This is a genomic window from Petropleomorpha daqingensis, assembly GCF_013408985.1.
Taxonomy (GTDB): Bacteria; Actinomycetota; Actinomycetes; order Mycobacteriales; family Geodermatophilaceae; genus Petropleomorpha; species Petropleomorpha daqingensis.
On sequence record NZ_JACBZT010000001.1, the window covers coordinates 3,200,108 to 3,226,109 of the forward strand.

At 72.9% G+C, this 26,002-nt stretch carries 28 protein-coding genes and 1 tRNA gene; 20 read left to right on the forward strand and 9 right to left on the reverse strand.

All coding sequences use genetic code 11. The features are described from left to right. The first annotated feature begins 17 nt into the window (after window positions 1–17). Window positions 18–1,169, forward strand: coding sequence for an MFS transporter (locus GGQ55_RS15925; RefSeq protein ID WP_179718323.1), 1,152 nt, complete (start codon window positions 18–20; stop codon window positions 1,167–1,169). On the opposite strand, the gene GGQ55_RS15930 is transcribed toward GGQ55_RS15925, so the two are convergent. From GGQ55_RS15930 to GGQ55_RS15940, 3 genes are read right to left on the reverse strand one after another with little or no spacing between them, the layout of a single operon-like run. Beyond that, window positions 1,162–1,506 carry a hypothetical protein gene (locus GGQ55_RS15930; protein WP_179718325.1) on the reverse strand — a complete coding sequence of 115 codons (345 nt, stop codon included), beginning with the start codon at window positions 1,504–1,506 and terminating at the stop codon, window positions 1,162–1,164. The two genes, GGQ55_RS15925 and GGQ55_RS15930, sit on opposite strands and share 8 nt — an antisense overlap. Further along, window positions 1,503–2,591 (reverse strand): substrate-binding domain-containing protein, encoded by a 1,089-nt coding sequence (locus GGQ55_RS15935; RefSeq protein WP_179718327.1) that lies wholly within the window; start codon window positions 2,589–2,591, stop codon window positions 1,503–1,505. Before GGQ55_RS15935 ends, GGQ55_RS15930 begins: the two co-directional genes overlap by 4 nt. Further along, window positions 2,588–5,020, reverse strand: a complete 2,433-nt coding sequence (locus GGQ55_RS15940) for a glycoside hydrolase family 3 N-terminal domain-containing protein (protein ID WP_366489465.1) — start codon at window positions 5,018–5,020, stop codon at window positions 2,588–2,590. Before GGQ55_RS15940 ends, GGQ55_RS15935 begins: the two co-directional genes overlap by 4 nt. A 341-nt stretch (window positions 5,021–5,361) precedes the next feature. Here GGQ55_RS15940 and GGQ55_RS15945 point away from each other — a divergent pair, with 341 nt between their 5' ends. The 8 genes from GGQ55_RS15945 (at window position 5,362) to GGQ55_RS15980 (ending at window position 12,499) form a co-directional block, all read left to right on the forward strand. Beyond that, on the forward strand, window positions 5,362–6,690 hold the full coding sequence (locus GGQ55_RS15945; protein ID WP_179718329.1) for a substrate-binding domain-containing protein: 1,329 nt from the start codon (window positions 5,362–5,364) through the stop codon (window positions 6,688–6,690). After that, window positions 6,687–7,616: a carbohydrate ABC transporter permease gene (locus tag GGQ55_RS15950; protein ID WP_218859298.1), complete on the forward strand. Its 930-nt coding sequence runs from the start codon at window positions 6,687–6,689 to the stop codon at window positions 7,614–7,616. The genes GGQ55_RS15945 and GGQ55_RS15950 overlap by 4 nt, the downstream gene beginning before the upstream one ends. A 1-nt stretch (window position 7,617) precedes the next feature. Further along, window positions 7,618–8,520, forward strand: a complete 903-nt coding sequence (locus GGQ55_RS27095) for a carbohydrate ABC transporter permease (protein ID WP_218859299.1) — start codon at window positions 7,618–7,620, stop codon at window positions 8,518–8,520. Window positions 8,521–8,533: 13 nt separating this feature from the next. Next, window positions 8,534–8,836 carry a Sec-independent protein translocase subunit TatA gene (tatA, locus tag GGQ55_RS15960; protein ID WP_179718331.1) on the forward strand — a complete coding sequence of 101 codons (303 nt, stop codon included), beginning with the start codon at window positions 8,534–8,536 and terminating at the stop codon, window positions 8,834–8,836. A gap of 24 nt (window positions 8,837–8,860) precedes the next feature. Then, entirely contained in the window at window positions 8,861–9,745 is an 885-nt protein-coding gene (tatC, locus tag GGQ55_RS15965; protein WP_246323825.1) for a twin-arginine translocase subunit TatC, read from the forward strand. Between the two features lie 10 nt (window positions 9,746–9,755). After that, window positions 9,756–10,010, forward strand: a complete 255-nt coding sequence (locus GGQ55_RS15970; protein ID WP_179718333.1) for a twin-arginine translocase TatA/TatE family subunit — start codon at window positions 9,756–9,758, stop codon at window positions 10,008–10,010. Between the two features lie 100 nt (window positions 10,011–10,110). Then, window positions 10,111–11,478 carry a GH1 family beta-glucosidase gene (locus tag GGQ55_RS15975; RefSeq protein WP_179718335.1) on the forward strand — a complete coding sequence of 456 codons (1,368 nt, stop codon included), beginning with the start codon at window positions 10,111–10,113 and terminating at the stop codon, window positions 11,476–11,478. A 4-nt stretch (window positions 11,479–11,482) separates the two neighbouring features. Further along, window positions 11,483–12,499, forward strand: a complete 1,017-nt coding sequence (locus GGQ55_RS15980) for a LacI family DNA-binding transcriptional regulator (RefSeq protein ID WP_179718337.1) — start codon at window positions 11,483–11,485, stop codon at window positions 12,497–12,499. On the opposite strand, the gene GGQ55_RS15985 is transcribed toward GGQ55_RS15980, so the two are convergent. After that, entirely contained in the window at window positions 12,500–12,730 is a 231-nt protein-coding gene (locus GGQ55_RS15985) for a hypothetical protein (protein WP_179718339.1), read from the reverse strand. 180 nt (window positions 12,731–12,910) lie between these two features. On the opposite strand from GGQ55_RS15985, the gene GGQ55_RS15990 reads away from it, so the two are divergent. From GGQ55_RS15990 to GGQ55_RS16010, 5 genes are read left to right on the forward strand one after another with little or no spacing between them, the layout of a single operon-like run. Further along, window positions 12,911–13,699 (forward strand): ABC transporter ATP-binding protein, encoded by a 789-nt coding sequence (locus GGQ55_RS15990; RefSeq protein WP_179718341.1) that lies wholly within the window; start codon window positions 12,911–12,913, stop codon window positions 13,697–13,699. After that, on the forward strand, window positions 13,696–14,562 hold the full coding sequence (locus tag GGQ55_RS15995; RefSeq protein ID WP_179718343.1) for an ABC transporter ATP-binding protein: 867 nt from the start codon (window positions 13,696–13,698) through the stop codon (window positions 14,560–14,562). Before GGQ55_RS15990 ends, GGQ55_RS15995 begins: the two co-directional genes overlap by 4 nt. Next, window positions 14,559–15,449, forward strand: a complete 891-nt coding sequence (locus GGQ55_RS16000) for a branched-chain amino acid ABC transporter permease (protein ID WP_179718345.1) — start codon at window positions 14,559–14,561, stop codon at window positions 15,447–15,449. Before GGQ55_RS15995 ends, GGQ55_RS16000 begins: the two co-directional genes overlap by 4 nt. Next, window positions 15,442–16,656, forward strand: coding sequence for a branched-chain amino acid ABC transporter permease (locus tag GGQ55_RS16005; RefSeq protein ID WP_179718347.1), 1,215 nt, complete (start codon window positions 15,442–15,444; stop codon window positions 16,654–16,656). Before GGQ55_RS16000 ends, GGQ55_RS16005 begins: the two co-directional genes overlap by 8 nt. Beyond that, window positions 16,653–17,900, forward strand: coding sequence for an ABC transporter substrate-binding protein (locus GGQ55_RS16010; RefSeq protein ID WP_179718349.1), 1,248 nt, complete (start codon window positions 16,653–16,655; stop codon window positions 17,898–17,900). Before GGQ55_RS16005 ends, GGQ55_RS16010 begins: the two co-directional genes overlap by 4 nt. Window positions 17,901–17,949: 49 nt before the next feature. Here the strand turns inward: GGQ55_RS16010 and GGQ55_RS16015 are convergent, their stop codons facing one another. Genes GGQ55_RS16015 through GGQ55_RS27105 form a run of 3 tightly spaced genes read right to left on the reverse strand, consistent with a single transcriptional unit; the run spans window position 17,950 to window position 20,067 of the window. Then, window positions 17,950–19,101: an MFS transporter gene (locus GGQ55_RS16015; RefSeq protein WP_179718351.1), complete on the reverse strand. Its 1,152-nt coding sequence runs from the start codon at window positions 19,099–19,101 to the stop codon at window positions 17,950–17,952. 37 nt (window positions 19,102–19,138) lie between these two features. Then, window positions 19,139–19,822, reverse strand: a complete 684-nt coding sequence (locus tag GGQ55_RS16020; protein ID WP_366489471.1) for an NRDE family protein — start codon at window positions 19,820–19,822, stop codon at window positions 19,139–19,141. A gap of 41 nt (window positions 19,823–19,863) precedes the next feature. Then, window positions 19,864–20,067: a hypothetical protein gene (locus tag GGQ55_RS27105; RefSeq protein ID WP_246323826.1), complete on the reverse strand. Its 204-nt coding sequence runs from the start codon at window positions 20,065–20,067 to the stop codon at window positions 19,864–19,866. Window positions 20,068–20,202: 135 nt separating this feature from the next. Between GGQ55_RS27105 and GGQ55_RS16025 the strand changes: the two genes are divergently transcribed. Beyond that, window positions 20,203–21,207: a LacI family DNA-binding transcriptional regulator gene (locus GGQ55_RS16025; protein WP_218859300.1), complete on the forward strand. Its 1,005-nt coding sequence runs from the start codon at window positions 20,203–20,205 to the stop codon at window positions 21,205–21,207. 203 nt (window positions 21,208–21,410) lie between these two features. On the opposite strand, the gene GGQ55_RS16030 is transcribed toward GGQ55_RS16025, so the two are convergent. Then, window positions 21,411–21,483 (reverse strand) — tRNA-Lys (locus GGQ55_RS16030). A 184-nt stretch (window positions 21,484–21,667) separates the two neighbouring features. Here GGQ55_RS16030 and GGQ55_RS16035 point away from each other — a divergent pair. The 5 genes from GGQ55_RS16035 to GGQ55_RS16055 all read left to right on the forward strand — a co-directional run bounded on the left by GGQ55_RS16035 (window position 21,668) and on the right by GGQ55_RS16055 (window position 25,712). Beyond that, the gene (locus GGQ55_RS16035; protein WP_366489473.1) at window positions 21,668–22,918 is read left to right on the forward strand and encodes a L,D-transpeptidase; all 1,251 of its coding nucleotides are present in this window, start codon (window positions 21,668–21,670) and stop codon (window positions 22,916–22,918) included. After that, a complete protein-coding gene (locus tag GGQ55_RS16040; protein ID WP_179718355.1) occupies window positions 22,915–23,730 on the forward strand; it encodes an N-acyl homoserine lactonase family protein in 816 nt (271 codons plus the stop codon). Before GGQ55_RS16035 ends, GGQ55_RS16040 begins: the two co-directional genes overlap by 4 nt. A gap of 73 nt (window positions 23,731–23,803) precedes the next feature. Further along, window positions 23,804–24,292 carry a hypothetical protein gene (locus GGQ55_RS16045; RefSeq protein ID WP_179718357.1) on the forward strand — a complete coding sequence of 163 codons (489 nt, stop codon included), beginning with the start codon at window positions 23,804–23,806 and terminating at the stop codon, window positions 24,290–24,292. Window positions 24,293–24,354: 62 nt separating this feature from the next. Then, window positions 24,355–25,434 carry a WD40/YVTN/BNR-like repeat-containing protein gene (locus tag GGQ55_RS16050; RefSeq protein ID WP_179718359.1) on the forward strand — a complete coding sequence of 360 codons (1,080 nt, stop codon included), beginning with the start codon at window positions 24,355–24,357 and terminating at the stop codon, window positions 25,432–25,434. 2 nt (window positions 25,435–25,436) lie between these two features. Then, a complete protein-coding gene (locus GGQ55_RS16055) occupies window positions 25,437–25,712 on the forward strand; it encodes a ubiquitin-like small modifier protein 1 (RefSeq protein WP_366489476.1) in 276 nt (91 codons plus the stop codon). Here the strand turns inward: GGQ55_RS16055 and GGQ55_RS16060 are convergent, their stop codons facing one another. Then, window positions 25,713–25,949 (reverse strand): hypothetical protein, encoded by a 237-nt coding sequence (locus GGQ55_RS16060; RefSeq protein WP_179718363.1) that lies wholly within the window; start codon window positions 25,947–25,949, stop codon window positions 25,713–25,715. Between the last annotated feature and the right edge of the window lie 53 nt (window positions 25,950–26,002).

Here is a 26,002-nt window from a genome sequence, read left to right on the forward strand (position 1 = left end):
CTGCTTACCGTGTGCGCATGCAGGGGGCAGAGGCACGGACGGCGCTGTGGCGGACGCCCGCTCTCCAGGCCCTGGTCGGCGCGACCGCCCTCGGCTTCGCCAGCTACTGCCTGACCCTCGCCTCGCTGCCGGCCTACGCGGTCGCCGGGGGCGCGGGCGCCACCACCGCCGGTGCGGTGACCACCGTGTTCCTGCTGGTCACGATCGCGGTGCAGATGACCGTGCCGGCGCTCACCGCGCGGTTCGGCATCGGGCCGGTGCTCGCCGCGGGGCTGATCGCCCTGGGCGCGCCGGCTCCGCTCTACGTCCTGGACGACGGCCTCGGCTGGCTCAGCGCGGTCTCGGCGGTGCGCGGCGCGGGGTTCGCCGTCCTGACGGTGCTCGGCTCGACGCTGGCCGCGCTGGTCGCCCCGCCCGAGCGGCGCGGCGAGTCGATCGGCCTCTACGGCCTGGCGATCGCGGTGCCCAACCTCGTCGCCGTCCCGGCCGGGGTGGCGCTCGTGCTGGCCGGGCACCCCGCGTGGCTGGCCTGGCTGGCCGCCTCGCCGGTGCTGGCGCTGCCGCTGCTGCCGCGTCTCGTCCGCGCCGTGCCGCCGGGCTCCACGTCCGGGGGGACGGGCTCCCGACGGGCGGCGCTGGCCGCGCTCGCGCCGTCGGCGGTGCTGCTGGTGGTCACCCTGGCCGGCGGCGCGCTGGTCACCTTCCTGCCGATCGAGCGCCCGGACGGCGTGCTCGCCACGGTCGCGCTGATCGTCTTCGGGATCACCGGGGCGCTCACCCGCTGGCGGGCCGGCGTGCTGGCCGACCGGATCGGGCACCGGGTCCTGCTGCCGGTCGCGGTCGTCGTCGGCGCGCTGGGGCTGGTGCTCGTCGCGGTCGGGCTGAGCAGCGCCGATGCGGTGCTGCTCGCCGGCGCCGCCGTCTTCGGGGCCGGGTTCGGGGCGACGCAGAACCTGACCCTGCTGGCCGCGTTCGGCCGGGCCGGGGACGCCGGGACGACGACGGCGAGCGCGCTGTGGAACGCCTCCTTCGACGCAGGCACGGCCATCGGCGCGCTCGTGCCGGGCCTGGTGGCGGCGGCGGTCGGGCTGCCGTGGACCTACGCGCTCGTCGCGGCGGTGCTCGTCGCCGCGCTGCCGGTGGCCCGCATCTCGACCCGGCTCAGCTGACCGCGCGGTCGGCGGCGGCGCGCAGCGAGCGGAGGAACAGCACCTCCTCGCCGGAGCGCCGCAGCCAGGTGCGCAGGCCGTCGACGTCGTCGCGAGAGCCGTCGCGGAGGGAGGCGAGCCGCAGCTGCCGGGTGCTGGCCTGGGCGCGCTGCGCCGGCGGCAGCGACCGGCCGAGGGCGCGGGCCAGACCGGTCAGCCCGGCGCCGAGGAAGACCAGGTCGCGGATCTCGCTCAGCCCGTCCAGCAGCGCCTGGGCGGCGGGGTCGTCGGCGTCGAGCAGGCGGAGGAACTCGTCGGCGCGGTCGCGGCCCTGGGCGGCCGGATCGGGGGTGCTCACCCGCCCGACGATGCCAGGTGCGCGCGGAGCACCGCCGGCGCCGGGGCGGTCGACTGCCGCACCACCAGCTCGGTGGCCAGCTCCACGTGGTGCGACTCGACCTCCTCGTCGGCGGCCAGCCGCATCGCCGTCCGCATCGCCACCTTGCCCATCTCCTGCAGCGGCTGGCGCACCGTGGTCAGCGCGGGCGAGGAGAGCCGGGCCAGCTCGGTGTCGTCGAAGCCCACGACGCTGAGGTCATCCGGGATCCGCAGCCCGCGTGCCCGCGCCGCCTCGAGCACCCCGACCGCGGTCTCGTCGCTGCCGGCGAACACGGCGGTCGGCCGTTCGGGCAGGTCGAGCAGCACGCCGCCCTGCACCAGCCCGTCCTCGTGGAGGAACCCGCCGTAGCGCACGTACTCCGGGAGGACCGGCAGCCCGGCGGCGTCCATCGCGGCGCGGTAGCCGTGCATCCGCGCCTGGTTGCAGGCCGAGGTGGCCGGCCCGCCCAGGTAGGCGATCCGGCGGTGGCCCAGGTCGAGCAGGTGCTGGGTGGCCGACAGCCCGCCGGTGAAGTTGGTCGACCCGACGCTGGTCACGTCGACGTGCGGCAGGTTCACGGGATCGATGACGACGAGCGGCAGACCCGCGCGCGACAGGGCGGTGAGGTCGGAGGAGGTGAGCTCGTCGACGACGGTGATCACCGCGCGCCGTCCCGCCGCGGCGAGCTCGCTGGCCCACGCGCTCGGCCGCCCGCTGCCCGAGCGGCGCTGCCCGTGCCGCCGCATGCTCACCACGACGGCGACGTCCATCTCCTGCCCGGCGTCGAGCAGGCCCTGCAGCACCTCGGTGGAGTAGGCGTTGAGCTCCCCGGCGTAGACCAGCTCGACGGTCGGGCGGGTGGCCGGCACGGCGCGGCGCACCGCGTCGGCCGGCCGCCCGGCGTAGTCGAACTGCTCCAGCAGTTCCTGGACCAGCCCGCGGGTGGCCGGTGCGACGTCGCTGCGCCCGTTGAGCACCTTCGAGACCGTCGCCACCGACACCCCGGCCGCGGCCGCGACGGTGGCGAGCGTCGGGCGCCCGTCCTTGGTGGGAACCGGCCTCATGAGCTGCCTCCGGCGGGTTCGACCTGGACCGGGGTGACCAGCCGGCGGTCGGTGCCGACCTCGCGCAGCGATCCGGTCAGGCGGACCACCCCACGGCACGGCAGGGAGGACGACGAGGTCCCGACCAGCACCTCGACGTCCCCGGGCTCGACCACCCGGCGCAACGCGCGATCGTGGAACGCCGTCCGGTCGGCGTGCACGTCGAACCGGACGTCCACCGCCTCGCCGGGCTCCAGCGAGACCCGCCGGAACCCGGTCAGCTGCTTGACCGGCCGGACCACCGACGCCAGGACGTCGTGCAGGTAGAGCTGCACGACCTCGTCGCCGGCCCGCTCGCCGGTGTTGCGCACCCGCACGGTCGCGCTGAACTCGCCGTCGGTGGGCACCTCGGCCGCGGACAGCCGAAGGTCGTCGACCTCGAAGGTCGTGTACGAGGTGCCGAACCCGAAGGGGAACAGCGGGGTCGAGTCGACGCTGCTGATGCCGGCGCTCTCGGCCCCGCCGAGCGGCGGCTGCAGGTAGGTGTGCGGCTGACCGCCGGGGCGGTGCGGGATCTGCACGGGCAGCTTGCCGCCGGGGTTGACCCGGCCGGACAGCACGCCGGCGACGGCACCGCCCCCCTCCTCACCGGGCATGAAGGCCTGCACCAGCGCGGCGGCGCGGCCGTGCACCGCGCCCAGCGCGTACGGGCGGCCGGAGACGACCACGACGACCACCGGCGTGCCGGTGGCCAGCAGCTCCTCGAGCAGCTCGGCCTGCACGCCCGGCAGCCGCAGGTCGTCGGCGTCGCAGCCCTCCCCGGAGGTGCCGTGGCCGAACAGACCGGCCAGGTCGCCGACGACGGCGACGCACAGGTCGGCCCCGCGGGCGGCCTCGACCGCGGCGGGGAAGCCCGAGCGGTCCTCGTCCTGCACCGGGCAGCCGCGCTCGTGCACGAGCTCGATGCCCGGCAACTCCCCGCGCAGCGCGTCGAGGACGGTCGGCACCTCGATGCCGAGCCCGGCGTCGGGGTAGCGGGGCAGCACGTGGTTGGGGAAGGCGTAGCAGCCCATCATCGTGCGGCCGTCGTCGGCGCACGGTCCGACCACGGCGACCCGGCGCAGCTCCGGCCGGCCCTCGCCGAGCAGCGGCAGCGCCGTCCCGGCGTCGAGCAGGACGACGGAGCGCTCGGCGAGCTCCCGGGCGAGGGCCCGGTTGGCGGGGGAGTCCAGGTCGACCCCGTCGGCGCCGGCCACCGAGTCCTCCGGCGTCCAGTCCGGGTCGAGCAGCCCCAGCTCGGCCTTCTGCAGGAGCGCGCGGCGGGCCGCGCGGTCGACGACCTCCTCGGCCAGCTCACCCCGGCGGACCCGCTCGACCAGCCCGGCGCCGTAGCCCAGGGTGTCGGGCAGCTCGATGTCGATGCCCGCCGTGAGCGCCAGCGCGCCCGCCTCGTCGGCGTCGGCGGCGACGCGGTGCATGGTGGCGAGGAACGGCACGGCCCAGTAGTCGGAGACGACGGTGCCCGTGAACCCCCACTCGTCGCGCAGCAGCTCGGTGAGCAGCCAGGAGTCCGAGCCGGCGGGGATGCCGTCGACGTCGGCGTAGGAGTTCATCACCGAGCCGACCCCGCCCAGGGTCACCGCGGCCTCGAACGGCGGCAGGACGACGTCGAGCAGCTCGCGGCGGCCCATCGACACCGGACCGTGGTTGCGCGCCGCGCGCGAGGCGGAGTACCCGGCGAAGTGCTTGAGCGTGGCCAGGACGCCGGACCCCTGCAGGCCGCGGACGTAGGCGGTGCCGAGCGTGGCGACCAGGTGCGGGTCCTCGCCGAGGGTCTCCTCGACCCGGCCCCACCGGTAGTCGCGGACGACGTCGAGCACGGGGGACAGGCCCTGGTGCACGCCGAGAGCGGCCATGTCGCGGCCGATCGCCGCGGCCATCCGCTCCACGAGCTCGGGGTCGAAGGTGGCGCCCCAGGCGATCGCGGCCGGGTAGACGGTGGCGCGGAACGCGGTGAACCCGGTCAGGCACTCCTCGTGGACGAGGGCCGGGATGCCCAGCCGCGAGTTGGCCAGCACGATGCGCTGCTGCCGGACCAGGTCGGCCGCGCCGTCGGCCGCGGAGACCGGCACGCTGCCGTACACGCGGGTCAGGTGGCCCAGCCCGTGCCGGCTCGCCTCCTCCAGCGGGATCGTGCCCGAGGCGGCGAAGACGTCCTGCATGGGTGCCACGTTGAGCACCTCGGCCTCGGAGCCGGCCTCGGCCGGGTCCGCCGCGGGCGCTTCCTCGTGCTGCATGTCGTTGCCGACCCAGCGGCTGCCCAGCTGGGCCACCTTCTCCTCGAGCGTCAGCTCGCGCAGGAGCAGTTCTGCGCGCTCGAGGGCCGGCAGCGCCGTGTCCCGCCAGGTGCCCGCGGGGGAGGCGGTGTCAGGGTCGGACGTGGCCGTCACGAAGGCTCCTCGAAAGTTGTTACGAACTCGTTATTGTATCGACTTTTCGGGCCGTTTTGCGCCATTTCGGGCAGGTTCGGGGCATGTTAAGGCGAACATCTGCCCAGGCAGGGCGCTTGAGGCCGGTTCACTCTGGCGCACTGTGAGCGATAGCACAACCGCCCGTTGACAGGTCTCACACCGAAAAGTAGCGTCCGCCGCGCGGTCGCCTCCGACGTGGTGCTGCTCACACTCGCACATCCGTGGGAGCGTTTCCAGTACCTCGCAGGAGGAGTCCGCACCATCGGCGATGAATCCGCCGCGGGGCTCGGCGCCGCGGCCTCTGGACAACGGAGACCAGCGTGGATCTCGGACAGTTTTCCCTCTCCCGGCGGAACTTCCTCGGCTTGTCGGCGGCCACCGCCGGCGCGTTGGCGCTCAGCGCCTGCGGCAGCTCGGGCCCGGGTCAGGCCAGCAGTGGTGGCGCCACCTACTGGTTCCTCAGTGGTGAGCCGCAGCAGGACATCCGCCAGGGTGCGGTCGACGCCTTCAACAAGAAGAACTCCGACCACCAGATCAAGACCACGACCTTCCAGAACGACGCCTACAAGACCAAGATCAAGACGGCTCTCGGCGCCGGACAGGGCCCGACGATCATCTGGGGCTGGGGCGGCGGCGGCCTGAAGAGCTGGGTCGACGCCGGTCAGGTCGAGGACCTCACCTCGTGGTTCGGCAGCAACGGTGACGTCAAGGACCGGCTGTTCCCGTCCTCGTTCGGCCCGGCGACCATCGACGGCAAGATCTACGCCATGCCGGCCGAGACCGTGCAGCCGATCGTCCTCTTCTACAACAAGAAGCTGTTCGACCAGGTCGGCGCCCAGCCCCCGCAGTCGTGGGGCGACATCATGGCCCTGGTCCCCAAGTTCAACGCCGCCGGCATCGCGCCGTTCTCCCTCGCCGGCCAGTCCCGGTGGACCAACATGATGTGGCTGGAGTTCGCCTTCGACCGCGTCGGTGGCTCCGAGGTGTTCCAGGCCGTCTTCGACGGCGAGGCGAACGCCTGGTCCAACCCCGCCTCCATCCAGGGCCTGACGATGATCCAGGACCTGGTCAAGGCGAACGGCTTCATCAACGGCTTCGAGTCGATCGTCGCCGACCAGAACGCCGACCAGGCGCTGCTCTACACCGACAAGGCCGCGATGATGCTCCACGGCTCGTGGACCTACGCGAGCATGAAGACCGACGGCGGCGACTTCGTGACCGGCGGCAACCTGGGCTGGATGAACTTCCCGCCGGTCGAGGGCGGTACCGGCGACCCGAGCGACACCGTCGGCAACCCCGGTCAGTACCTGTCGATCAACGCCAAGGCCTCGGACGAGCAGAAGGACCTCGCCAAGAAGTTCTTCTCCGAGGGCGTCCTCCAGGACGCGGAAGTGAAGGCGTGGATCGACACTGGTGGTGTGCCGATCGTCAACGGCAGCGACAGCCAGCTCAAGAGCAGTGACGACGCCGACTTCCTGACGTTCGTCTACGACACGGCGAGCAAGGCCAAGGTCTTCGCCCAGTCGTGGGACCAGGCGCTCTCGCCGACTGCGGCCGAGTCGCTCCTGGACAACATCGCGAAGCTGTTCCAGCTGTCCATCACGCCCCAGCAGTTCGCCGACAGCATGAACCAGGTCATCGGCAAGTGACCGCCCTGGCACCACCCGCCGTGTCGTCGGCGCAGACCTCGCGGTCCGCGCCGGCGGCCGGCGGCCACGGCCGCGTGTGGTGGATGGTGCTGCCGGCCCTGATCATGTTCGCCGGGTTCGGGATCATCCCCCTCCTCGGCGTTCTGGGCCTCAGCTTCACCACCTGGGACACCCTCGGCGTCATCAAGCCGAGCGGCTTCGACAGCTGGCACCAGGTGCTCACCGACCCCGGGCTGCCGCACGCGCTCTGGGTGACCTTCGAGATCATGGCGCTGTCGTGGCTGTTCCAGACGCCCGTGAGCATCCTCATCGGCGTCTTCCTCGCCGGTAACCAGCGCTACCGCGAGTTCCTCGCGGTGCTGTACTTCATCCCGCTGCTGCTCTCGGCCGCGGCGATCGCCATCACCTACAAGGCGCTGCTCGACCCCAACTTCGGGCTCGGCGCCGGCCTGGGGCTGGGCATCCTGCAGCAGAACTGGCTGGGCGAGAGCGGACTGGCGCTGGCCACCGTGGTCTTCGTGGTCTCCTGGCAGTTCATCCCGTTCCACTCGCTGATCTACCAGGGCGCCGTCCGGCAGATCCCGGTCTCGATGTACGAGGCGGCGCAGCTGGACGGCGCCGGCCGCGTGCGGCAGTTCTTCAGCATCACGCTGCCGCAGATCAAGTACACGATCATCCTGTCCTCGACCCTGATGGTCGTCGGCTCGCTGACCTTCTTCGACCTCATCTTCGTGCTGACCGAGGGCGGCCCGAGCGACGCCACCCGCTCGCTCGCCCTCGACATGTACAAGACCGGGTTCCAGGCGAACCTCATGGGCCCGGCCTGTGCGATCGCCACCATCCTCGTCGTCATCGGGCTCCTGCTGGCCCTGCTGCTGCGGCGGCTGGGCGGCCGGGGTGACGAGAGCCAGCTGGAAGGGGCCTGACGTGACGTCGGTCATCGCTCCCGAGGTGGGGCAGTCCGCGCAGGCGGAGCAGGGCCAGGGGCAGCCGCGGCGTCGGCGTCAGCCGAGCGGCGAGCGCAAGAACTGGCTCGGCGGTGCGGTCGGCTGGATCTGGCTGCTGATCGTGGTCATCCCTATCTACTGGATCGTCGTCACGAGCTTCAAGACCAGGGCCAGCTACTTCATCACCAACCCGTTCCTGCCCGGCAAGCCCACGCTGGAGAACTACAAGTTCGTCATCGATGCCGACTTCGCGTCGTACTTCGTCAACAGCGTGATCGTGACCCTCGGCGCCACGGTGCCGGCGGTGATCTTCTCGTTCATGGCGGCCTACGCGATCATCCGCGGCACCGGCGGCCGGTTCCTGGGGTTCACCAACTCGATCTTCCTGCTGGGCCTGGCGGTCCCGCTGCAGGCGGTCGTCATCCCGATCTTCCTGATCATCATCAAGCTGCGGCTCTACGACACCCTGCTGGCGATCATCCTGCCGTCGATCGCCTTCGCGATCCCGCTGTCGGTCCTGGTGCTGAGCAACTTCATCCGCGACGTCCCGCGGGAGCTGTTCGAGTCGATGCGCATGGACGGCGCCAGCGAGTGGACGATGCTCTGGCGGCTGGCGCTGCCGCTGACCCGCCCGGCGATCGTGACGGTGAGCATCTACCAGGGGCTGACCATCTGGAACAACTTCCTGCTGCCGCTGATCCTCATCCAGAGCCCGGAGCAGCGGCCGCTGCCCTTGGCGCTGTGGAACTTCCAGGGCCAGTACGGGGTCAACGTCCCCGCGATCGCGGCCTCGGTCGTGCTGACCACCCTGCCCATCATCGTGCTGTACGCCATCGGCCGCCGTCAGCTGCTCAGCGGCCTGACCGCCGGCTTCGGCAAGTGACGAGGAGTCAACCGTGAACCTGGGTCCGCTCGAGATCGGCCTGATCATCCTGGCCGTCCTGCTGCTGTTCGGTTACAAGAAGCTGCCCGACGCCTCGCGCTCGCTCGGCCGCTCGCTGCGGATCTTCAAGGGCGAGATGAAGGGCATGAAGGACGACGGCACTCCCTCGGCGACCCGGCCCGTCGTCGTCCCGGGTGAGGTCGACCTCGAGGCGGTGCGCCTGGACGAGCAGGCCCGCGCCGCCGAGGCACACGCTGCCGAGGCGCGGGCGCGGGCGGATGCCGCCCGCGCCTCGGTGTCCGACCCGATCCGCTGACAGGGACGCCGGGGGAGGGTCGACATGGCCGCCGGCCGGAAGCGTCGGCCGCCGCGTGATGCGGCGGCGACGATGAGCCTGATCGCGCACCTGCGCGAGCTGCGCAACCGGATCGCGCTGGCGCTGCTGTTCATCGCGATCGCCACCGCGATCTGCTTCTGGTGGTACGACCACGGTCTCGGTGCATTCATCCGCGCGCCCTACTGCGCGGTGCCCTCGGACCAGCGGGCGCTGGGCGGGTCCGGGTCGGATTGCGCGCTGCTGATCACCGACGTGTTCGGTGGTGCGCTGATCCGGCTGAAGATCGCGTTCATCGCCGGCATCGTGCTCTCGGCCCCGTTCTGGCTGTTCCAGATCTGGCGGTTCATCACCCCCGGCCTCAAGCAGAACGAGAAGCGCTACGGGCTGACCTTCGTCGCGGCCTCCTCGGCGCTGTTCGCCCTGGGTGCGGTGCTGGCCTACTACTCGCTCAAGGCGGGGCTGACCCTGCTCATCGGCCTGGCCGGCAACAACGTGGCCGTGGCGCTGACCGCGCAGGACTACCTCGGGTTCGTGGTCAGCGTGCTGCTGGCGTTCGGGGTCTCCTTCGAGGTCCCGCTGCTGGCGGTCGCGCTGAACCTCGTGGGCGTCCTGACGTACGCGGTGCTGAAGAAGTCGCGGCGGTGGATCTTCTTCCTGACCATCGTGTTCGCCGCGTTCATCACGCCCACCCAGGACCCGTTCACGATGCTGCTGATGGCGCTGCCGATGTGCCTGCTGTTCGAGGCGGCCATCCAGATCGCCCGGGTGGTGGACAAGCGCCGGGCCCGCCGTGCCGACGTGGAGTCCTTCCACGACGTCGGCGACGACGAGGCCTCCCCGCTGGACGCCACCCCGTCGTCCCTCGACGAGCCCGTCGGTCAGCGATAGGGGAGCGACGATGTTCGACTCGATCGGCTGGGGCGAGATCGTCGTCCTCGCCCTGGCCGCGCTGTTCATCTTCGGCCCTGACCGGCTGCCCGGCCTGGCCAAGGAAGCGGCCACCGCGCTCAAGCACATCCGCTCGGCGATGCGCGACGTCCGCGGGCAGGTCAGCGACGACCTCGGCGACGAGTTCGCCGACCTGCGCGAGCTCGACCTGCGCAAGTACCACCCGAAGACCTTCCTGCGCGACCAGCTGCTCAAGGACGACTGACCCGCTCGCCCGATCGGGCGTTGACCGCCGCTCCCGGCTGCCGCAGGCTGCTGGGAGCGCTCCCGAGCCGTCGTCCCCGTCTGAACGAGGAGAGAGATCCGTGACCCTTCCCGGCACCCCCGACCCCGCCGGCTTCCCCGCCGACTTCCTGTGGGGCGCGGCGACCGCGGCCTACCAGATCGAAGGCGCGGCCGACGAGGACGGGCGCGGTCGCTCGATCTGGGACACCTACAGCCACACCCCGGGCCGGGTGCGGGACGGCGACACCGGCGACGTGGCCGCCGACCACTACCACCGCTGGCGGGACGACGTGGCGCTCATGGCCGAGCTCGGCCTGCGCTCCTACCGGTTCTCCGTCGCCTGGCCGCGCATCCAGCCGGGTGGCAGGGGGCCGGTCAACCAGAAGGGCCTCGACTTCTACCGCGGCCTGGTCGACGAGCTCAACGATCGGGGCATCGAGCCCTGGATCACGCTCTACCACTGGGACCTGCCGCAGGAGCTCGAGGACGCCGGCGGCTGGCCGGTGCGGGACACCGCGGAGCGGTTCGCCGACTACGCCGACGTCGTCGCGGAGGCGCTCGGTGACCGGGTCCGCTACTGGACGACGCTGAACGAGCCGTGGTGCTCGTCCTTCCTCGGCTACGCCAGCGGCGCCCACGCCCCCGGCCGGCACGAGCACGACGCCGCGGTCGCCGCCGTCCACCACCTGCTGCTCGGGCACGGGCTCGGCGTCCAGGCGCTGCGGGCCCGCGGCGCCGAGCAGGTCGGCATCACGCTCAACCTGGCGCCGATGACGCCGGTCGACGACCACCCCGCGGTGGCCGACGCGGTCCGGCGCGCCGACGGCTGGCAGAACCGGATCTTCCTCGACCCGCTGCTGCGCGGCAGCTACCCCGACGACGTCCGCGCCGACCTGGCCGGGGTCACCGACTTCTCCTTCGAGCAGGACGGCGACGCCGCGACGATCGCGGCGCCGCTGGACCTGCTGGGCGTGAACTACTACCAGACCCAGGTGGTCAGCACGTCCCCGATGCCGGGCACCAACCTGGCCGCGCTCGGGCCGACGGAGACGCCGCTGACCGCGATGGGCTGGGGTGTCGACCCCGAGGGGCTCGGCGACCTGCTGCGCCGGCTGCAGCGCGACTACGGCGACCTGCCCCTCTACGTCACCGAGAACGGCTCGGCCTACGAGGACGTGGTGACGGCGGACGGGGCCGTCCACGACGCCGAGCGGACCGCCTTCCTCGCCGCCCACCTGGCCAGCGCGCAGCAGGCGATCGCCGACGGCGTGCCGCTCAAGGGCTACTTCGTCTGGTCGCTGATGGACAACTTCGAGTGGGCGCACGGCTACAGCAAGCGGTTCGGCGTCGTGCACGTCGACTACGCCACCCAGCAGCGCCGGGTGAAGGACAGCGGCCGCTGGTACGCCGACTTCCTCCGTGCGCACCGCGACCGATCGGGATACTGACGCGGTGACCGCCCCGACCGACCGCCCCACGCTCGACCAGGTGGCCGAGCGCGCGGGCGTCGGCCGCGGCACGGTGTCGCGGGTCATCAACGGCTCGCCGCAGGTGTCCGCGCACACCCGGCAGGCGGTCGAGGCCGCGGTGGCCGAGCTCGGCTACGTGCCGAACCTCGCCGCGCGGGCGCTGGTGACCCGGCGGACCGACGCGGTGGCCCTGGTCATCTCCGAGAGCGAGGAGCGGGTCTTCAGCGAGCCGTTCTTCGCCGGGGTGGTGCGCGGGATCAGCGCGGGCGTCTCGGCCGCGGGGCGGCAGCTGGTGCTGGCCCTGGCGGCGGGGGAGGAGCGGCCGCTCGAGCGGTACCTGACCCCGCAGCACATCGACGGCGTGCTGCTGGTCTCGCTGCACGGCGACGACCCGCTGCCCGAGCTGCTGCGCACCCGCGGCCTGCCGGTGGTGCTCGGCGGTCGGCCGCCCAGCGGGTACGGGGGCGCCTACGTCGACGTCGACAACATCGGCGGCGCGCGGGCCGGGGTGGCGCACCTGATCGACAACGGCCGGAAGCGGATCGCGACCATCAGCGGTCCGCGCGACATGGGCGCCGGCCAGGACCGGCTGGCCGGCTACCGCGCGGCGTTGACCGCCGCGGGCCTGGCCGACGACCCGGCGCTCGTGGTCGAGGGCGACTTCAGCGAGGTCAGCGGGCTGCAGGCGATGCGGTCGCTGCTCGCCTGCCACCCCGACCTCGACGCCGTCTTCGCCGCGAACGACCTGATGGCCATCGGCGCGCTGCGGGCGCTGCGCGACGCCGGGCGCCGCGTGCCGGAGGACGTCGCGGTGGTGGGGTTCGACGACTCGCCGCTGTCCCGGGTGACCGACCCCCCGCTGTCGACGGTGCGCCAGCCGGTCGAGGAGATGGGCCGGGAGATGGCCGAGATGCTCCTGCGGCTCATCTCCGGCGTCGACGGGGACACCCACCAGTCCGCCGTCCTGCCGACCGAGCTGGTCGTGCGGGCGTCCTCGTAGCTAGAGGGCGACGGTCCGGCCGGCGCTGATCCGCGCCGCCGCGACGTCGATCCACGGCCCGCTGTCGTCGAGCCCCTCGGCCTGCGCGGCCGCGCGCAGGGTCGCGGTCGTCACCTCGATCGGCGCGCCCGCGGCGCGGTCGGCCGCGAGCTCGTAGACGAGCAGCGCCTTGAGCCGCTCCTCCAGCGGCAGCCCGTCCAGCGCGGTCCGCCAGTCGCTCGGCGTCGTCATGCGTCGTCCGGTGCCCGCGACGTGGTCGGACTACACCGGTCGCCTGCGTGTCGGCGGACCCGGCGACCCCGAACGTGTGACGACTTGAGAACGAACCTGTGCACCGCGTGTGCGAAACACGATCGGCCCCCTAAGGTTCTGATCCATGTGGCCCACGTCACAACTGTTGCAGGGTGAAACATGTTGACCGTCGACGGTCTGCACGTGACCTACGGCGGGGCCGTGCGGGCGCTGCGGGGGGTGACGCTGGAGATCCCCGACGGGGGTGTGGTCGCCGTGCTGGGCAGCAACGGGGCGGGCAAGACCACCCTGCTGCGCACGATCTCGGGCACCCTCGGTCTGCACAAGGGGCGGGTCGAGGCGGGCTCGGTGCGGCTCGGGGACGTCGAGCTGACCCGCCGCGATCCCGGGCAGACGGTCCGGACCGGGGTCGTGCAGGTCCCCGAGGGACGGCGGATCTTCGGCCGCCTCACCGTCGAGGAGAACCTCCGCGCCGGCGGGATGGGCAACCGCGACAAGACGGCGAAGGCGGCAGCGCAGCAGCGCGTCTACGACCTCTTCCCCGTTCTCGCCGAGCGCAAGGCGCAGCGGGGCGTGCTGCTGTCGGGCGGCGAGCAGCAGATGCTCGCGATCGGACGGGCGCTCATGGCCAGTCCCCGGCTGCTGCTGCTCGACGAGCCCTCGCTCGGTCTGGCGCCGCGCGTCATCGGTCAGATCGGCGAGGTGATCACCGAGATCAACCGCCAGGGGACGTCGGTGCTCCTCGTCGAGCAGAACGCCACCATGGCGCTCGGGGTCGCCAACGACGCCTACGTGCTCGACGTCGGCGAGGTCTCGCTGTCCGGCAACGCCGCGGAGCTGGCCCGCACCGACGAGGTCCGGCGGCTCTACCTCGGTCACGACACCGACGAGCCGGCCGCGGCCCGCCCCGTCAGGCCGCGGCGCACCCTCTCGCGGTGGACGGCATGAGCGAGGCGGTCGAGGTGGACGGGCAGATCCGCGCCGACCTCCCCCCGCTCGAGGTCGAGCACGTCAGCGTCCGGTTCGGCGCCATCAAGGCGCTCTCCGACGTCTCCTTCGCCGTCGCCCCCGGCGCCATCCACGCCGTCATCGGCCCGAACGGGGCCGGCAAGTCGACGATGTTCAACGTCCTGTCCGGCGTCTACAAGGCAGCGGAAGGCCAGGTCCGGTTCGGCGACGCGCGGCTGGACAGGATGCGGCCGTACCAGATCGCGGACGTCGGTGTGGCACGGGCGTTCCAGAACATCGCGTTGTCCGGCGCCCAGTCGGTGGCGGAGAACCTGATGCTCGGCCGCCACCACCTGACCCGCGCCGGGTTCCTCTCCGCGGGGTTGCGGCTGCCCCGCGCGACCCGGGAAGGGCGCCGGCACGGCGAGCGGGTGGCCGAGATCGCCGAGTTCCTCGACCTGGGCGACAAGCTGCACACCCCCGTCGGGGTGCTGTCCTACGGGGACCAGAAGCGGGTCGAGGTGGCCCGGGCGCTGTGCACCGAACCGCGGCTGCTGCTCCTGGACGAGCCGGTGGCCGGCATGAACGCGGAGGAGACGGAGCGGATGGCCGACGCCATCCGCGAGATCCGCTCCGCGCTGGGGATCTCGATCATCCTCGTCGAGCACGACATGGGCATGGTCATGTCGCTGGCCGACCGGGTGACCGTCCTCGACTTCGGCCGGCTGATCGCCGACGGCACACCGGCCGAGGTGCAGACCGATCCCGAGGTCATCCGGGCCTACCTGGGGTCGGGCAACGAGACCGATCCCTCCCTCGTCGCTGCCGACGCACCCACCGACCCTCCGGAGAGCCGCCCGTGACCCAGTTCCTCTCGCTGCTGCTCAACGGGATCTCGCTGGGCACGATGTACGCCCTCATCGCCCTCGGCTTCGTGATCATCTTCAAGGCGAGCGAGGTCGTGAGCTTCACGCACGGCTCGCTGCTGCTGCTGGGCGCCTACTCGATCGTCCGGTTCGCCGACCTGTGGGGGTTCTGGGCGGGCACGCTCGCCGGCGTCGTCCTCACCGGCCTGGTCGCCCTGGTGATCGAGCGGCTGGTCATCAACCCGTTGCGCGGTGCGCCGGTGATCAGCCTGGCGATCGTCACGATCGGTGTCGACATCATCCTGCTCACCGACCTGACCCGCCGGATCGGCTCGGACATCCTCAACGTGCCCCACCCGTGGGGTGGCCAGGTCTTCCGGATCGGCTCGGTCGGGATCAGCCTGAACCGGGCGCTGGCGATCCTCGTGGCCGCGGTCCTGATCACCGCCTTCTTCCTCGCCTTCAAGTACTCGTCCTGGGGCGTGGCCATGCGCGCCTCGGCCGAGGACGGCGAGGCCGCGGCGCTCATGGGCATCCGGCAGGGCCGCGTGTCGATGGTCGCCTGGGTGGTCGCCGGCGCGCTGGCGGCGGTGGCGGCGCTCTTCCTCGTCGGCGCGCCGACGCCCGGGGTCAGCCCCGCCGTCTACACCGTGGCGCTCGGTGCCTTCCCGGCGGCCATCCTGGGCGGCCTGGACTCGACCGGAGGAGCGTTGGTCGGCGGGCTGCTCATCGGGATCACCGAGTCGCTGGCCGCCGGCTACCAGGGGCAGCTGCTCTTCCTGGGCCGCGGCTTCAGCGCGGTCATCCCGTACATCGTCATGCTCGTCGTCCTCCTGGTCCGGCCATCCGGGCTGTTCGGCACCAAGGAGCTGACCCGTGTCTGAGGCGACTGCGCAGGCCCCGAGCGCCCGGGCCCGCTCCACGACGACCCGCCGTCCGGCCCGGTCGTGGCTGCGGCCGGTCGTCCTGGCCGTGCTGCTGATCGTGCTGCTCGTGCTGCCGCTCTACATCGAGGAGTTCTGGCTGCGCACCGGGTTCGCCGTCTTCGGCGCGGCCGTGGGTGCGATCGGGCTGAACCTGCTGGTGGGCACCAGCGGGCAGCTGTCGCTGGCCCACTCGTTCTTCCTCGCGGTCGGGGCGGTGACGTACACCTTCGTCTCCGGGGAGTCCGGCGGGCTCGGCGTCGCCGACCTCAAGGGGCTCGGGTGGCCCCCGCTCGTGGGCATGGTGCTCGGCGTCGTCGTCGCGGGCGTGGCCGGCCTGCTGTTCAGCCCGGTCGCGGCCCGCCTGCGCGGCATCTACCTCGGCGTCGCCTCCCTGGGCCTGGTCTTCATCGGCCTGCACGTGCTCAACAGCTGGACGTCGGTCACCGGCGGCTTCAACGGCCGCCGCGTCCCGGAGTTCTCGCTGTTCGGCTTCCACTTCGCCAGTCGTGACCCGCAGCTGTTCGTGCTGGGCATCCCCTTCCGGGAGGCGGAGCGGCTGTGGTACCTCGGCCTGGTCATCGCGCTGGCCGCCTACCTGTTCGCCCGCAACCTCCTGCGCAGCCGTCCGGGTCGGGCGCTGCAGACGCTGCGCGACAGCGAGGTCGCCGCGTCGGTGATGGGCGTGAACGTGCAGGCCTACAAGGCGCGCGTCTTCATGGTCAGCTCGATGTACGCCGGGCTGTCGGGCGTGCTCTACGCGCTCTCGATCGGCAGCATCGCCCCGGAGTCGTTCGGCCTGTTCGTCTCGATCCAGTACCTCGCGATGATCGTGCTCGGCGGGCTGGGCTCCGTGGGCGGAGCGGTGCTCGGCGCGGCCTTCGTCACCGCGCTGCCGCTGATCTTCCAGCGCTACGCCGACGCCATCCCCTTCGTCACCAGCGCCGGCGGCTCGGGGCTGGCGGCCGGCGAGGCGGCCCGCTACCTGTACGGCGCGGCGATCGTGCTCGTGATCATCTTCCTGCCCGGTGGCCTGGCCGGCATCCCGCAGCGCTTCCGGCGCCGGCGCGCCGGCCCTCCTGCCGAGCCGCCGTCGGCCCGAGCGCCCGAGTCTTCCCCGCAGTCCGTCCCGTCCGACCGTCCAGTGCAAAGGAGCACCCCCAGATGAGGATCGAGAAGTTCCCCCGGGCCGCGGCGGTGATCGCAGCTGCCGTGGTCGTGGCCGCCACCGGTTGCAGCACCAAGGCGGACAACGGCTCCAGCAGCGGAGGGGGGAGTTCCGGTGACGTCGCCACGGACGTCGGCATCGAGGGCAAGACCATCAGCCTGGGTGTCCTCACCGACCTGACCGGCGTCTTCGCCGCGCTCGGCAAGGACATCACCAACGCGAACACGCTGTACTGGTCCGACCACAAGGTGTGCGACACCTACGACGTGAAGCTGAACGTCCAGGACACCGGCTACGTCCCGCAGACCGGCGTCCAGCTCTACAGCTCGATCAAGGACAGCATCCTCGCGATGCAGCAGACGATCGGCTCACCGATCAACACCGCGCTGGCCCAGGACTACGAGGCCGACCAGATCGTCAACTTCCCCTCCGCCTGGGGCGAGACGCTCACGCAGATCCCCGGCACCGGCGTCCTCGGGCCGACGTACGACGTCGAGATGTCCAACGGTTACGACTACCTCTTCAAGCAGGGGCTGCTGAAGGAGGGCGACACCGTCGGCCACATCTACTTCGAGGGCGAGTACGGCGCGACCGGCCTCGCCGGCACCAAGAAGGTCGCCGAGGAGAAGAACCTCAAGGTCGTCGAGGCCCAGATCAAGTCCACCGACCAGGACATGAGCGCGCAGGTCAGCCAGTTCGCGGCGGCCGGCGTGAAGCTCATCGCCCTGACCGTGGCCCCGACGCAGACCGCGTCGGTGGCGGCGGCGGCGCAGGCCCAGGGGCTCGACGTGCCGATCCTCGGCAGCAACCCGGTCTACGCCCCGGGTCTGCTGCAGGGCCCGACGGCGCAGTGGCTGAAGGACCACCTGTACGTCGCGGCTCCCATCGGCACCTTCGAGAACCACGAGGACATCCTCGACGCCTACAAGAAGGCCTACCCCGACGTCGCGGCCCCCAGCGCCGGCGGTGTGCTGCTCGGCTACGGCATGTCCACGGTGATGAACCAGGTGCTCGACAAGGCCTGCGACAACGGCGACCTGACCCGCAAGGGCGTGCTCGACGCGTTCAACGGCCTGACCAACATCGACACCGGCGGCCTCATCGTCCCGATCGACGCCTTCAAGCTCGGCCAGTCGCCCAGCTTGCAGAGCTACATCGAGCAGCCGGCCGACGTGCCCGGCGGCGCGAAGATCGTGCAGGACGCGTTCGAGGGGCAGTTCGCGGAGAGCCTGGCCGGGAGCTGACCGGCGCCGCGGGCGGCGCCTCCCGGTTTCCGGGAGGCGTCGCCCGCGGTCACAGCCGGCCCAGCCGGGCCGGGCGCACCAGCCGGAGCGTCAGCAGCGCGGTGGCTCCACCGGCCACCACGAGGGGCAGCCAGTCCGCGGTCCGGTGGGCGGTCGCCGTCACCAGGTAGGGAGCGGCGAAGCCGAGATACGCCACGGCCAGGAAGGCGGCCGTCAACGCCCCGCGCCGGGTGGGGGCGGCCAGCCGTCCGGTGAGCGTCAGCCCGGCGGCGAGGCAGAGACCGCCGCCGGCACCGAAGAGAGGGGCGGCGGCGACCAGCCAGGCCAGCGCATCGGTCGCCACGAACAACGCCGCGCTCGCGCACCCGGCGGTCCCGAGCGCGGTGCCGACGACGGCCGCCCAGCTGCCGAGACGGCGTTGCGCGGGGGCGACCAGTGCACCGGCGCCGAGCGTGACCCCGGCGAGCGCCCCGACGACGGCCACCCCGGTGCCCGGCAGCGTCCCCAGCAGCGGCACGGCCGACACGATCGTGCTCGGGAAGGCGTAGACGCACACCGCTACAGGGGCCAGGACGCCGGCCGCCAGCCCGACGTCGCCCTTGCGGATCAGCGGATCCGGGGAGGGGAGGTGGCCGCCGACGCGCGTCCGGCGATGGTTCGTCTCGGGCAGCCCGGCGGCGACGGCGACGCCGGTCCCCGCCACCGCCGCGTGCACCAGGTAGGGCAGCACGGTCGGTGCCGGCCCGAACTGCCCGAGCAGCCCGCTGGTCAGCGGTCCGAGCGAGAACCCCGCCGTCATGGCGAAGGCCGCGCGGCGGCCTCCCGCGCCCTCGCCCGACGCCGCGGACAGCTCGGCCACCCACGCGCTGCCGACGCTGAAGACGACGCCGCTGACCACGCCCTGCAGGAAGCGCGCGGCGAAGAGCAGGGGCACCGAGTCGCCGGCCGCCGCGAAGGCGAGGGAGGCCAGCACGGACAGGGCGATGCCGGGAAGGGCGACCGGGCGGCGGCCGAGCCGGTCGGAGAGCGGGCCGCCGACGAGCAGCGCGGGCACCAGACCCGCGGCGTAGCACCCGAAGAGCGCCGTGAGCACCTCAGGGGACAGCCCCAACCGGTCCCGGTAGATCAGCAGCAGCGGAACCGGCACGTTGGTGCCGGCCGCGACGGTGAACAGCGCGAGGACGCCCCGCCTCCACGGCACCGGCCCAACCTAGGACGTCGGCGGCCGCCCGGCCCGCTCAGGCCTCCAGAGCCTGCCAGGGTTCGGTGGTCCAGGGCCGGCGGGAGTGCTCGAGGTGCAACCGGCCGGGGGCAGCCTCGATGAGCTCGCCGAAGACGGTCGCGTAGACCATCCCGTCCTGCTCGTGGCGGACCACCAGCGCGCCCGGGTCGTCCTGCGGCGGCTCCTTGGCCACCAGGGTGCGCCAGCCGTCGGGGTGCACCGCCTCGCTGAACGCCGGCAGCCACCGGTCGGCCTTGCGGTCCTCCGGGCCGCCCGACGTGACCATCCACGTGCCCTCGGCGTGCTCGGTCACGGCCAGGCCCGCGCCGTCGAAGTCCCAGGTGGTCAGCCGGTCCGGCGCCGCGAGCACGAGCAGGAAGCTCGCCATGCCGTCGAGCGCGACGTGCTCCAGCCAGTCGGGACCGTGCTCGACGCCGAGCAGCGGCAGCACGCCGCGGCTGGGTGCGCCCGGGTCGGCGTCGCGCTTCTGGGGCCGGTTGAGCACCAGGGCGGTGACCCCGGTGCCGACATCGGTGGCGCACCAGGTGCCGCCCGCCGTCCGGTCGCGGCCGCCGACGACGTCGGGCTGTCCGGGCCACCAGCGGCCCGGGTCGTCGAACTCGCGGGAGGTCAGCTCGTCGCGCAGCGCCAGGATCCGCACCGGCGCTCCGGACACCCAGCGGACGACGACCGTGCACACGCTGCCGATCGTCCCAGGTGCGGACGACGCCCGCCCGTGCGCTACCGCCAGCGGCTGACCGTCGCCGACCAGCGGGAGAGCGACGACGTGCGGTGCTTGGTCCGCGCGGCTTCCTGGAGGAAGTCGGCGGGGCTGAGCCGGCAGCCGCTCGGGCAGTCGACCTCGACCGGGCGGCCGTCGATCCAGGCCACCGCGGTGGCGTGCCCGCAGCGCGGGCAGGTCTCCCAGGTGACCCGTTCGATCACGCCGCCCCCCGACACCGTCCATGCTGGATGGATTCAGCTGGTTCAGTGAAGGACCGGTCCGGACGCCTGTCAAACCGGGCGGTGGGGCCGGTGAGAACACCCTGGTGAGGCGTTCGGCGTGCCAGACTCCGCGACGTGGAGCGGCGAGTCACGCTGCAGGACGTCGCCGAGCGCGCCGGCACGTCCCGGACCACGGCGCACTACGTCCTCACCGGGCGCGACCGCGAGATGCGGATCGGGGAGGACACCCGGCGCCGGGTGCTGCGCGCGGCCAACGAGCTGCGCTACCGGCCCGACCTCATGGCGCGCGGCCTCCGGACGCAGGTGACCCGCACGATCGCCCTGATCGCCGACGCCGTGGCGAGCGAGGCGTACGCCGGCGACCTGGTGGCCGGGGCGCTCGCGGCGACCGCGGCCCGCGGCTACCTGCTGTTCGTGTGCGAGACGGGGGAGGACGCCGAGCTCGAGGAGGCGCTGGTCGAGGAACTGCTGGCCCGGCACGTCGACGCCTTCCTCTACGCCACGTACTTCACCCGGGACGTCGTCGTCCCGGCGGCCCTGCGCGACCAGCGCGTGGCGCTGCTCAACTGCCGGGCTCCGGGGCTGCCCTCCGTCGTCCCGGACGAGGTCGGGGCGGGCCGGACGGCGGCGGAGGCGCTGCTGTCGGCCGGCTATCGCGACGGCATCTGGCTGGTGGGGGAGCCGGCGCCGCACGTCGTCGCCTCGGTGGAGCGGCTGCGGGGGATCGAGGAGGCCCTGACGGCGGCCGGCGTGCGGGCGGCGGGCACGGTCCCCTGCGCCTGGTGGCCGGAGTCGGCCTTCGAGCGCTTCGGCGCCCTGCTCGACGACGGGCAGGAGCCCGCCGCGGTCATCTGCGCCAACGACCGCGTCGCCATGGGCGTCTACCAAGCGCTCGCCGTCCGCGGTCGCCGCGTCCCCGACGACCTCGCCGTCGTCTCGTTCGACGACTCCGACCTCGCGGTCTGGCTGCACCCCGCGCTGACCAGCGTGGCCCTCCCGCACCGCGAGCTGGCGGCGATCGCCGTCGACCTGCTGCTGGGGGAGGGCGGCCCGCCGCCGGGGGAGCACCGGGTGCCGATGCCGTTGCGCCGGCGGGAGTCGGTCGCGGTGCGGGGATAGCTCTCGGTTTGCCGACGGGGACCGCCACCCCCAGGATGAGGACGACGAGGCATTGCCCGCGTCGGGTGGAGGGGGACTCCCCGGCGGGGCTCCGGACCGGGTTCCGAGCGCGAGCTCCCTGGTTCGGCTTGCCCGCGAACCGGACGGCCAGAACGACGAAGCGGCTCCGTCCCGGAGGACGAAGCCGCTGGTCGAGCGAGAGGTGCGCCATCAGGGACTCGAACCCCGAACCCGCTGATTAAGAGTCAGCTGCTCTGCCAATTGAGCTAATGGCGCGTGTCGCCCGCTCCGAACGGGCGCCGGGGGAGAACGATACCAGCGCGATCCGGCCGGACGACGAGCGGGCGGGTGGAACAGCTCACGTGCTGCCCATTCTGTCGCTCGAACGTGGACACTGAGGGCTGGACCAGCGCGTCTGCGGGTCCGAGACGGCGGACGGGGATCGAGAGGGGTCGAAGCGGTGCGACGCACAGCCGCAGTGATCGCGGGGGCCCTGCTGCTCCTCGCCGGGTGCAACGACGGTGCGAAGAGCGGCAGTGACGCCTCCGGCTCGTCGTCGTCCTCCGCTCCCGCCGCGCCGGCGCAGGTGGCGGTCTCGCCCGCCGACGGCGCCACCGATGTCTCCCCGGTCGAGCCGCTGGAGATCACGGTCACCGGCGGACGGCTCGCCGACGTGACCGTCGTCGACGCCGCCGGCAACCCGGTGACCGGCACGGCCGCCGAGGCGCCGGCCGACGCCGCCGCGACCTCCAGCGCGTCCTCGTCGCCGTCCAGCTCGCCGTCCGCCGCCCCCGAAGCGGTCACCGAGGTGTGGACGCCGGACGCCCAGCTGTCCTACGGCAGCACCTACACGCTCACCGCGACGGCCACGAACGCCGACGACAAGGAGGCGAAGGCGGCGACCACGTTCACGACCGTGACGCCGCAGTCGCTGAGCACGCCGTCGATCGGTCCGCTGAACGGGATGACCGTCGGCGTCGGGTTGCCGATCCGCGTCTACTTCGACGACCCGGTCGCCGACAAGGCCGCCGTCGAGAGCCACCTGCTGGTCACCTCGTCGCAGCAGACCGACGGCGTCTGGAGCTGGGTGAACGACGCCGAGGTGCACTTCCGGCCCTCCACCTACTGGCCGGCCGACACCGACGTCACGCTGAACGCCGACCTCTACGGCGTGAACTTCGGCGACGGGGTCTGGGGCGAGAAGAACCGCACGGTGTCCTTCCACGTCGGGCCGAAGCACGTCTCCGTCGCCGACGCCGGCGCGCACACCCTGACCGTCTACGACGGCGACCAGGTCGTGCAGACCTTCCCGATGAGCGCGGGCAGCAACGCCAACCCGACCCGCAACGGCGTGCACGTGGTCACCGAGATGAACCGCTCGATGGTCATGGACTCCAGCACGTTCGGGCTCGCGGTCGACGCCCCCGGCGGCTACCGGGCCGACGTCGAGTACGCCACCCGGATCTCCAACAACGGCGAGTTCGTGCACGCCGCGCCGTGGTCGGTCGGCTCGCAGGGCCACGCCAACGTCTCGCACGGCTGCATCAACCTGTCCACCGACCGGGCGGCCTGGTTCTTCAACTTCTCCCAGCCCGGTGACGTCGTCGAGGTGAAGAACTCGATCGGCCCGCAGCTGTCCCGCGCCGACGGCGACATCTTCGACTGGACGATCAGCTGGGAGGACTGGAAGGCCGGCAGCGCGCTGAAGTGAGCGGCGTCCGGGACGTCGTCCTCCTGACCCTCGGTTGGGAGGACCTGCCGCGCAGCGTCTCCGTCGAGGGGGCGCCCGCGCACGAGCGGCTGCGCGAGCCCGTGCCCGGCGTGCTGCTGCTGTGCGACGGCGGCTGGCTGCTGCTCGACACCGGCTTCAACACCGCCCTGCTGCACGACCCGGCCCTGCGGCGGCGCTTCCACGGCGATCCGTCGTCCCGCGCGATCCTGCCCGGCCCCGGCGAGCCGCTGGAGGAGGCGCTGGCGCACGCCGGCATCGAGCCGGACGAGGTGCACGCCGTCGGCCTCTCGCACCTGCACCTCGACCACGTCGGCGGCCTGCGGCACTTCGTCGGCCGGCCGGTGCACTGCCAGCGCCGGGAGCTGGAGTTCGGGCTCACCGACGAGGCCGAGCAGCACGCGATCTACCGCATCGACTTCGACGACCCGCGGCACGACTGGCGCCTGGCCGACGGCGACGTCGAGATCGCCCCCGGCGTCACGGCGGTCCTCACCGCCGGTCACACACCGGGGCACCAGAGCTTCGTCGTCGACTTCGACGAGAGCGTCGGCGGCGGCGGGATGGTCCTGGCCTTCGACGCCGCGGACCTGGCCGTGGAGAACATCGACCAGGAGCTGCCGATCGGCGGCCGGGTGCACGCGACGCCCGAGGAGTGCGTCGAGCAGGTCCGGCGGCTGAAGTCGATCGCCGCCGCCCGCGGCTACCCGCTGGTGCCCGGCCACGACCCGCTGGTCTGGCCGGCGCTCACCCGCGAGACGGCGCAGCGGTTCGGCCGCACGCCGGCCCGCTGAGTTTCCGGTCCGACCTCGTCGGGAACCCCCTGACGCGAACTGCTGTCACGGGGGCTGATCCGAGGAGTGGGACGTGGACACCTGGCTGATCGTGCTCATCGTCGTCGTGGTGGTGATCCTGCTGGCCGTGCTGGCGCTCGCCATGACCAAGCGGAACGGCGCCGCGAGGGTGCGCAAGCAGGAGCAGGCGCGCGAGCACCTGCAGGAGGCCCAGGTCCGTGCGGCCCGGGCCGACCAACAGCAGGCGCTGGCCGAGGAGCAGGCCGCCCGCGCCCGCCGCGAGCAGGCCGAGGCCCAGGAGCGCGCCGCCCGCGCCGAGCGGGAGGCGCGCGAGATGCACGCCTCCGCGCACGAGGACCGCTCCGCCGCCGAGCAGCTGCGGGCCAAGGCCGAGAAGCTCGCACCGGGGCTCAGCGCCCAGCACGACGGCGCGCCGCACCACGGCGCCCCGCAGGACGCGGGCTACGACACCGCCTACGACACGGCGCCGCAGGGCCGCACCCCTGAGTCCGGGCTGCCCCAGCACACGCAGCAGACCGAGGGCGGGTCCACCCGCCGCTGAGTTTTCGCCCTCCGGGCAGTCGATGGTCTGAGAAGGTCGACGTCGACTGCCCGGAGGGACCCATGACCGATCTGATCGCCATCGGCACGCGCAAGGGCCTGTGGCTCGCACGCAGTGACGACGACCGCCGCACGTGGACCCTCGACGGCCCGCACCTGCTCGCGCAGGAGGTCGCCGCGGTGTCGATCGACGCCCGCCGGCCGCAGCCGCGCGTGCTGGCCGGCATCCAGTACGGCCACTGGGGCCCGACCGTCATGTGGTCCGACGACCTCGGCGCGAGCTGGCAGGAGACCGACCACGGGGCGATCCGCTTCCCCGAGGACACCGGGGCCGCGCTGGCCCGCGTCTGGCAGCTGCGCCCGGACTCCGCCGCGCGGCCGGACGTCGTCTGGGCCGGCTGCGAGCCGCACTCGCTGTGGCGCAGCGAGGACGGCGGGGCCACGTTCGAGCTGGTCCGCGGGTTGTGGGACCACCCGCACCGGCCGACGTGGGAGCCCGGCGGCGGGGGAGCGGCGATCCACACGGTGCTGCCCGACCCCGCGACCGAGCGCGTGGTCGTCGCGATGAGCGCCGGCGGCGTCTACGTCAGCGAGGACGGCGGCGGCCGCTGGGAGCCACGCAACCGCGGCATCTCCGCCGGTTTCCTGCCGGAGGAGCCCGAGTACGGGCAGTGCGTGCACAAGATCGCCGTCGACGCCGGCGACCCCGAGCGGATGTACGCGCAGAACCACGGCGGCGTCTTCCGCACCGACGACGGCGGCCGGAAGTGGACGTCGATCGCCGGTGGGCTGCCGGCGGACTTCGGCTTCCCGATCGTCAGCTCGCCGCGCACCGCGGGCACGGCCTGGGTCATCCCGCTGGTCGCCGACATGCAGCGGGTGCCTCCGGAGGGCCGGCTGCGGGTGCAGCGCACGCGCGACGCGGGGGAGACCTGGACCGCGTCGACGGCCGGCCTGCCCGACGGCGCCTGGACCTCGGTGCTGCGCGACGCGTTCTGCGCCGACGACGCCGACCCGACCGGCGTCTACCTCGGCACCCGTGACGGCTGCGTCTACGCCAGCGCCGACGAGGGCGAGACGTTCACGACGGTCGCCGAGCACCTGCCCGACGTGCTCACCGTCCGGGCGGCGCGGATCCCGTGAAGGTGCAGGTAGTCCTCCCGGGCGTGCTCGCCGACCTCGCCGGGGGACGGCGGGAGCTCGACGTCGACCCCGGCGGCGCGACGCTGGCCGACCTGCTCGACACGCTGGCCGGGCAGCACCCGCTGCTCGGCCGGCGGATCCGCGACGAGGCCGGGCAGCTGCGCCGGTTCGTGAACGTCTACGTCGACGGCGACGACGTCCGGTACGAGCAGGGGCTGGCCACGGCGCTGCGCGACGGCACCCAGGTGCACGTGCTGCCGTCGATCGCCGGCGGCTGATCAGAGGGTGGCGAGCTCCGCGCACGCGGGGCAGAGCTGGTCGGGCTGGTAGCCCTCGGGCGGCCACGGCAGCTGATCGTCCTGCGCGACGTAGGCGCCGCACAGCGCCTTGCGGCTCTGCCCGTTCACCCGGCCGATCGTGGCGTGGGCCGGGCCGATCTGCCGTGCCTGCAGCGAGCCGAACGCGCCCACCATGACCACCGCGTGCGCGGTGCCGTAGGCGTACGTGCTCGTCATACCGGCCAGGGTCCGAGCGCGTGCGGGACCGGGCCAGTACCGGTCCCGGCGTG

Excerpts from the sequence above, each read along its gene's own strand:
- GGQ55_RS15925 (WP_179718323.1), top strand. The coding sequence starts at position 18 with ATGCAGGGGGCAGAGGCACGGACGGCGCTGTGGCGGACGCCCGCTCTC.
- GGQ55_RS15935 (WP_179718327.1), bottom strand. The coding sequence starts at position 2,591 with ATGAGGCCGGTTCCCACCAAGGACGGGCGCCCGACGCTCGCCACCGTC.
- tatC (WP_246323825.1), top strand. The coding sequence starts at position 8,861 with ATGGCCGCCGGCCGGAAGCGTCGGCCGCCGCGTGATGCGGCGGCGACG.
- GGQ55_RS15970 (WP_179718333.1), top strand. The coding sequence starts at position 9,756 with ATGTTCGACTCGATCGGCTGGGGCGAGATCGTCGTCCTCGCCCTGGCC.
- GGQ55_RS15985 (WP_179718339.1), bottom strand. The coding sequence starts at position 12,730 with ATGACGACGCCGAGCGACTGGCGGACCGCGCTGGACGGGCTGCCGCTG.
- GGQ55_RS15990 (WP_179718341.1), top strand. The coding sequence starts at position 12,911 with ATGTTGACCGTCGACGGTCTGCACGTGACCTACGGCGGGGCCGTGCGG.
- GGQ55_RS15995 (WP_179718343.1), top strand. The coding sequence starts at position 13,696 with ATGAGCGAGGCGGTCGAGGTGGACGGGCAGATCCGCGCCGACCTCCCC.
- GGQ55_RS16010 (WP_179718349.1), top strand. The coding sequence starts at position 16,653 with ATGAGGATCGAGAAGTTCCCCCGGGCCGCGGCGGTGATCGCAGCTGCC.
- GGQ55_RS16050 (WP_179718359.1), top strand. The coding sequence starts at position 24,355 with ATGACCGATCTGATCGCCATCGGCACGCGCAAGGGCCTGTGGCTCGCA.
- GGQ55_RS16060 (WP_179718363.1), bottom strand. The coding sequence starts at position 25,949 with ATGACGAGCACGTACGCCTACGGCACCGCGCACGCGGTGGTCATGGTG.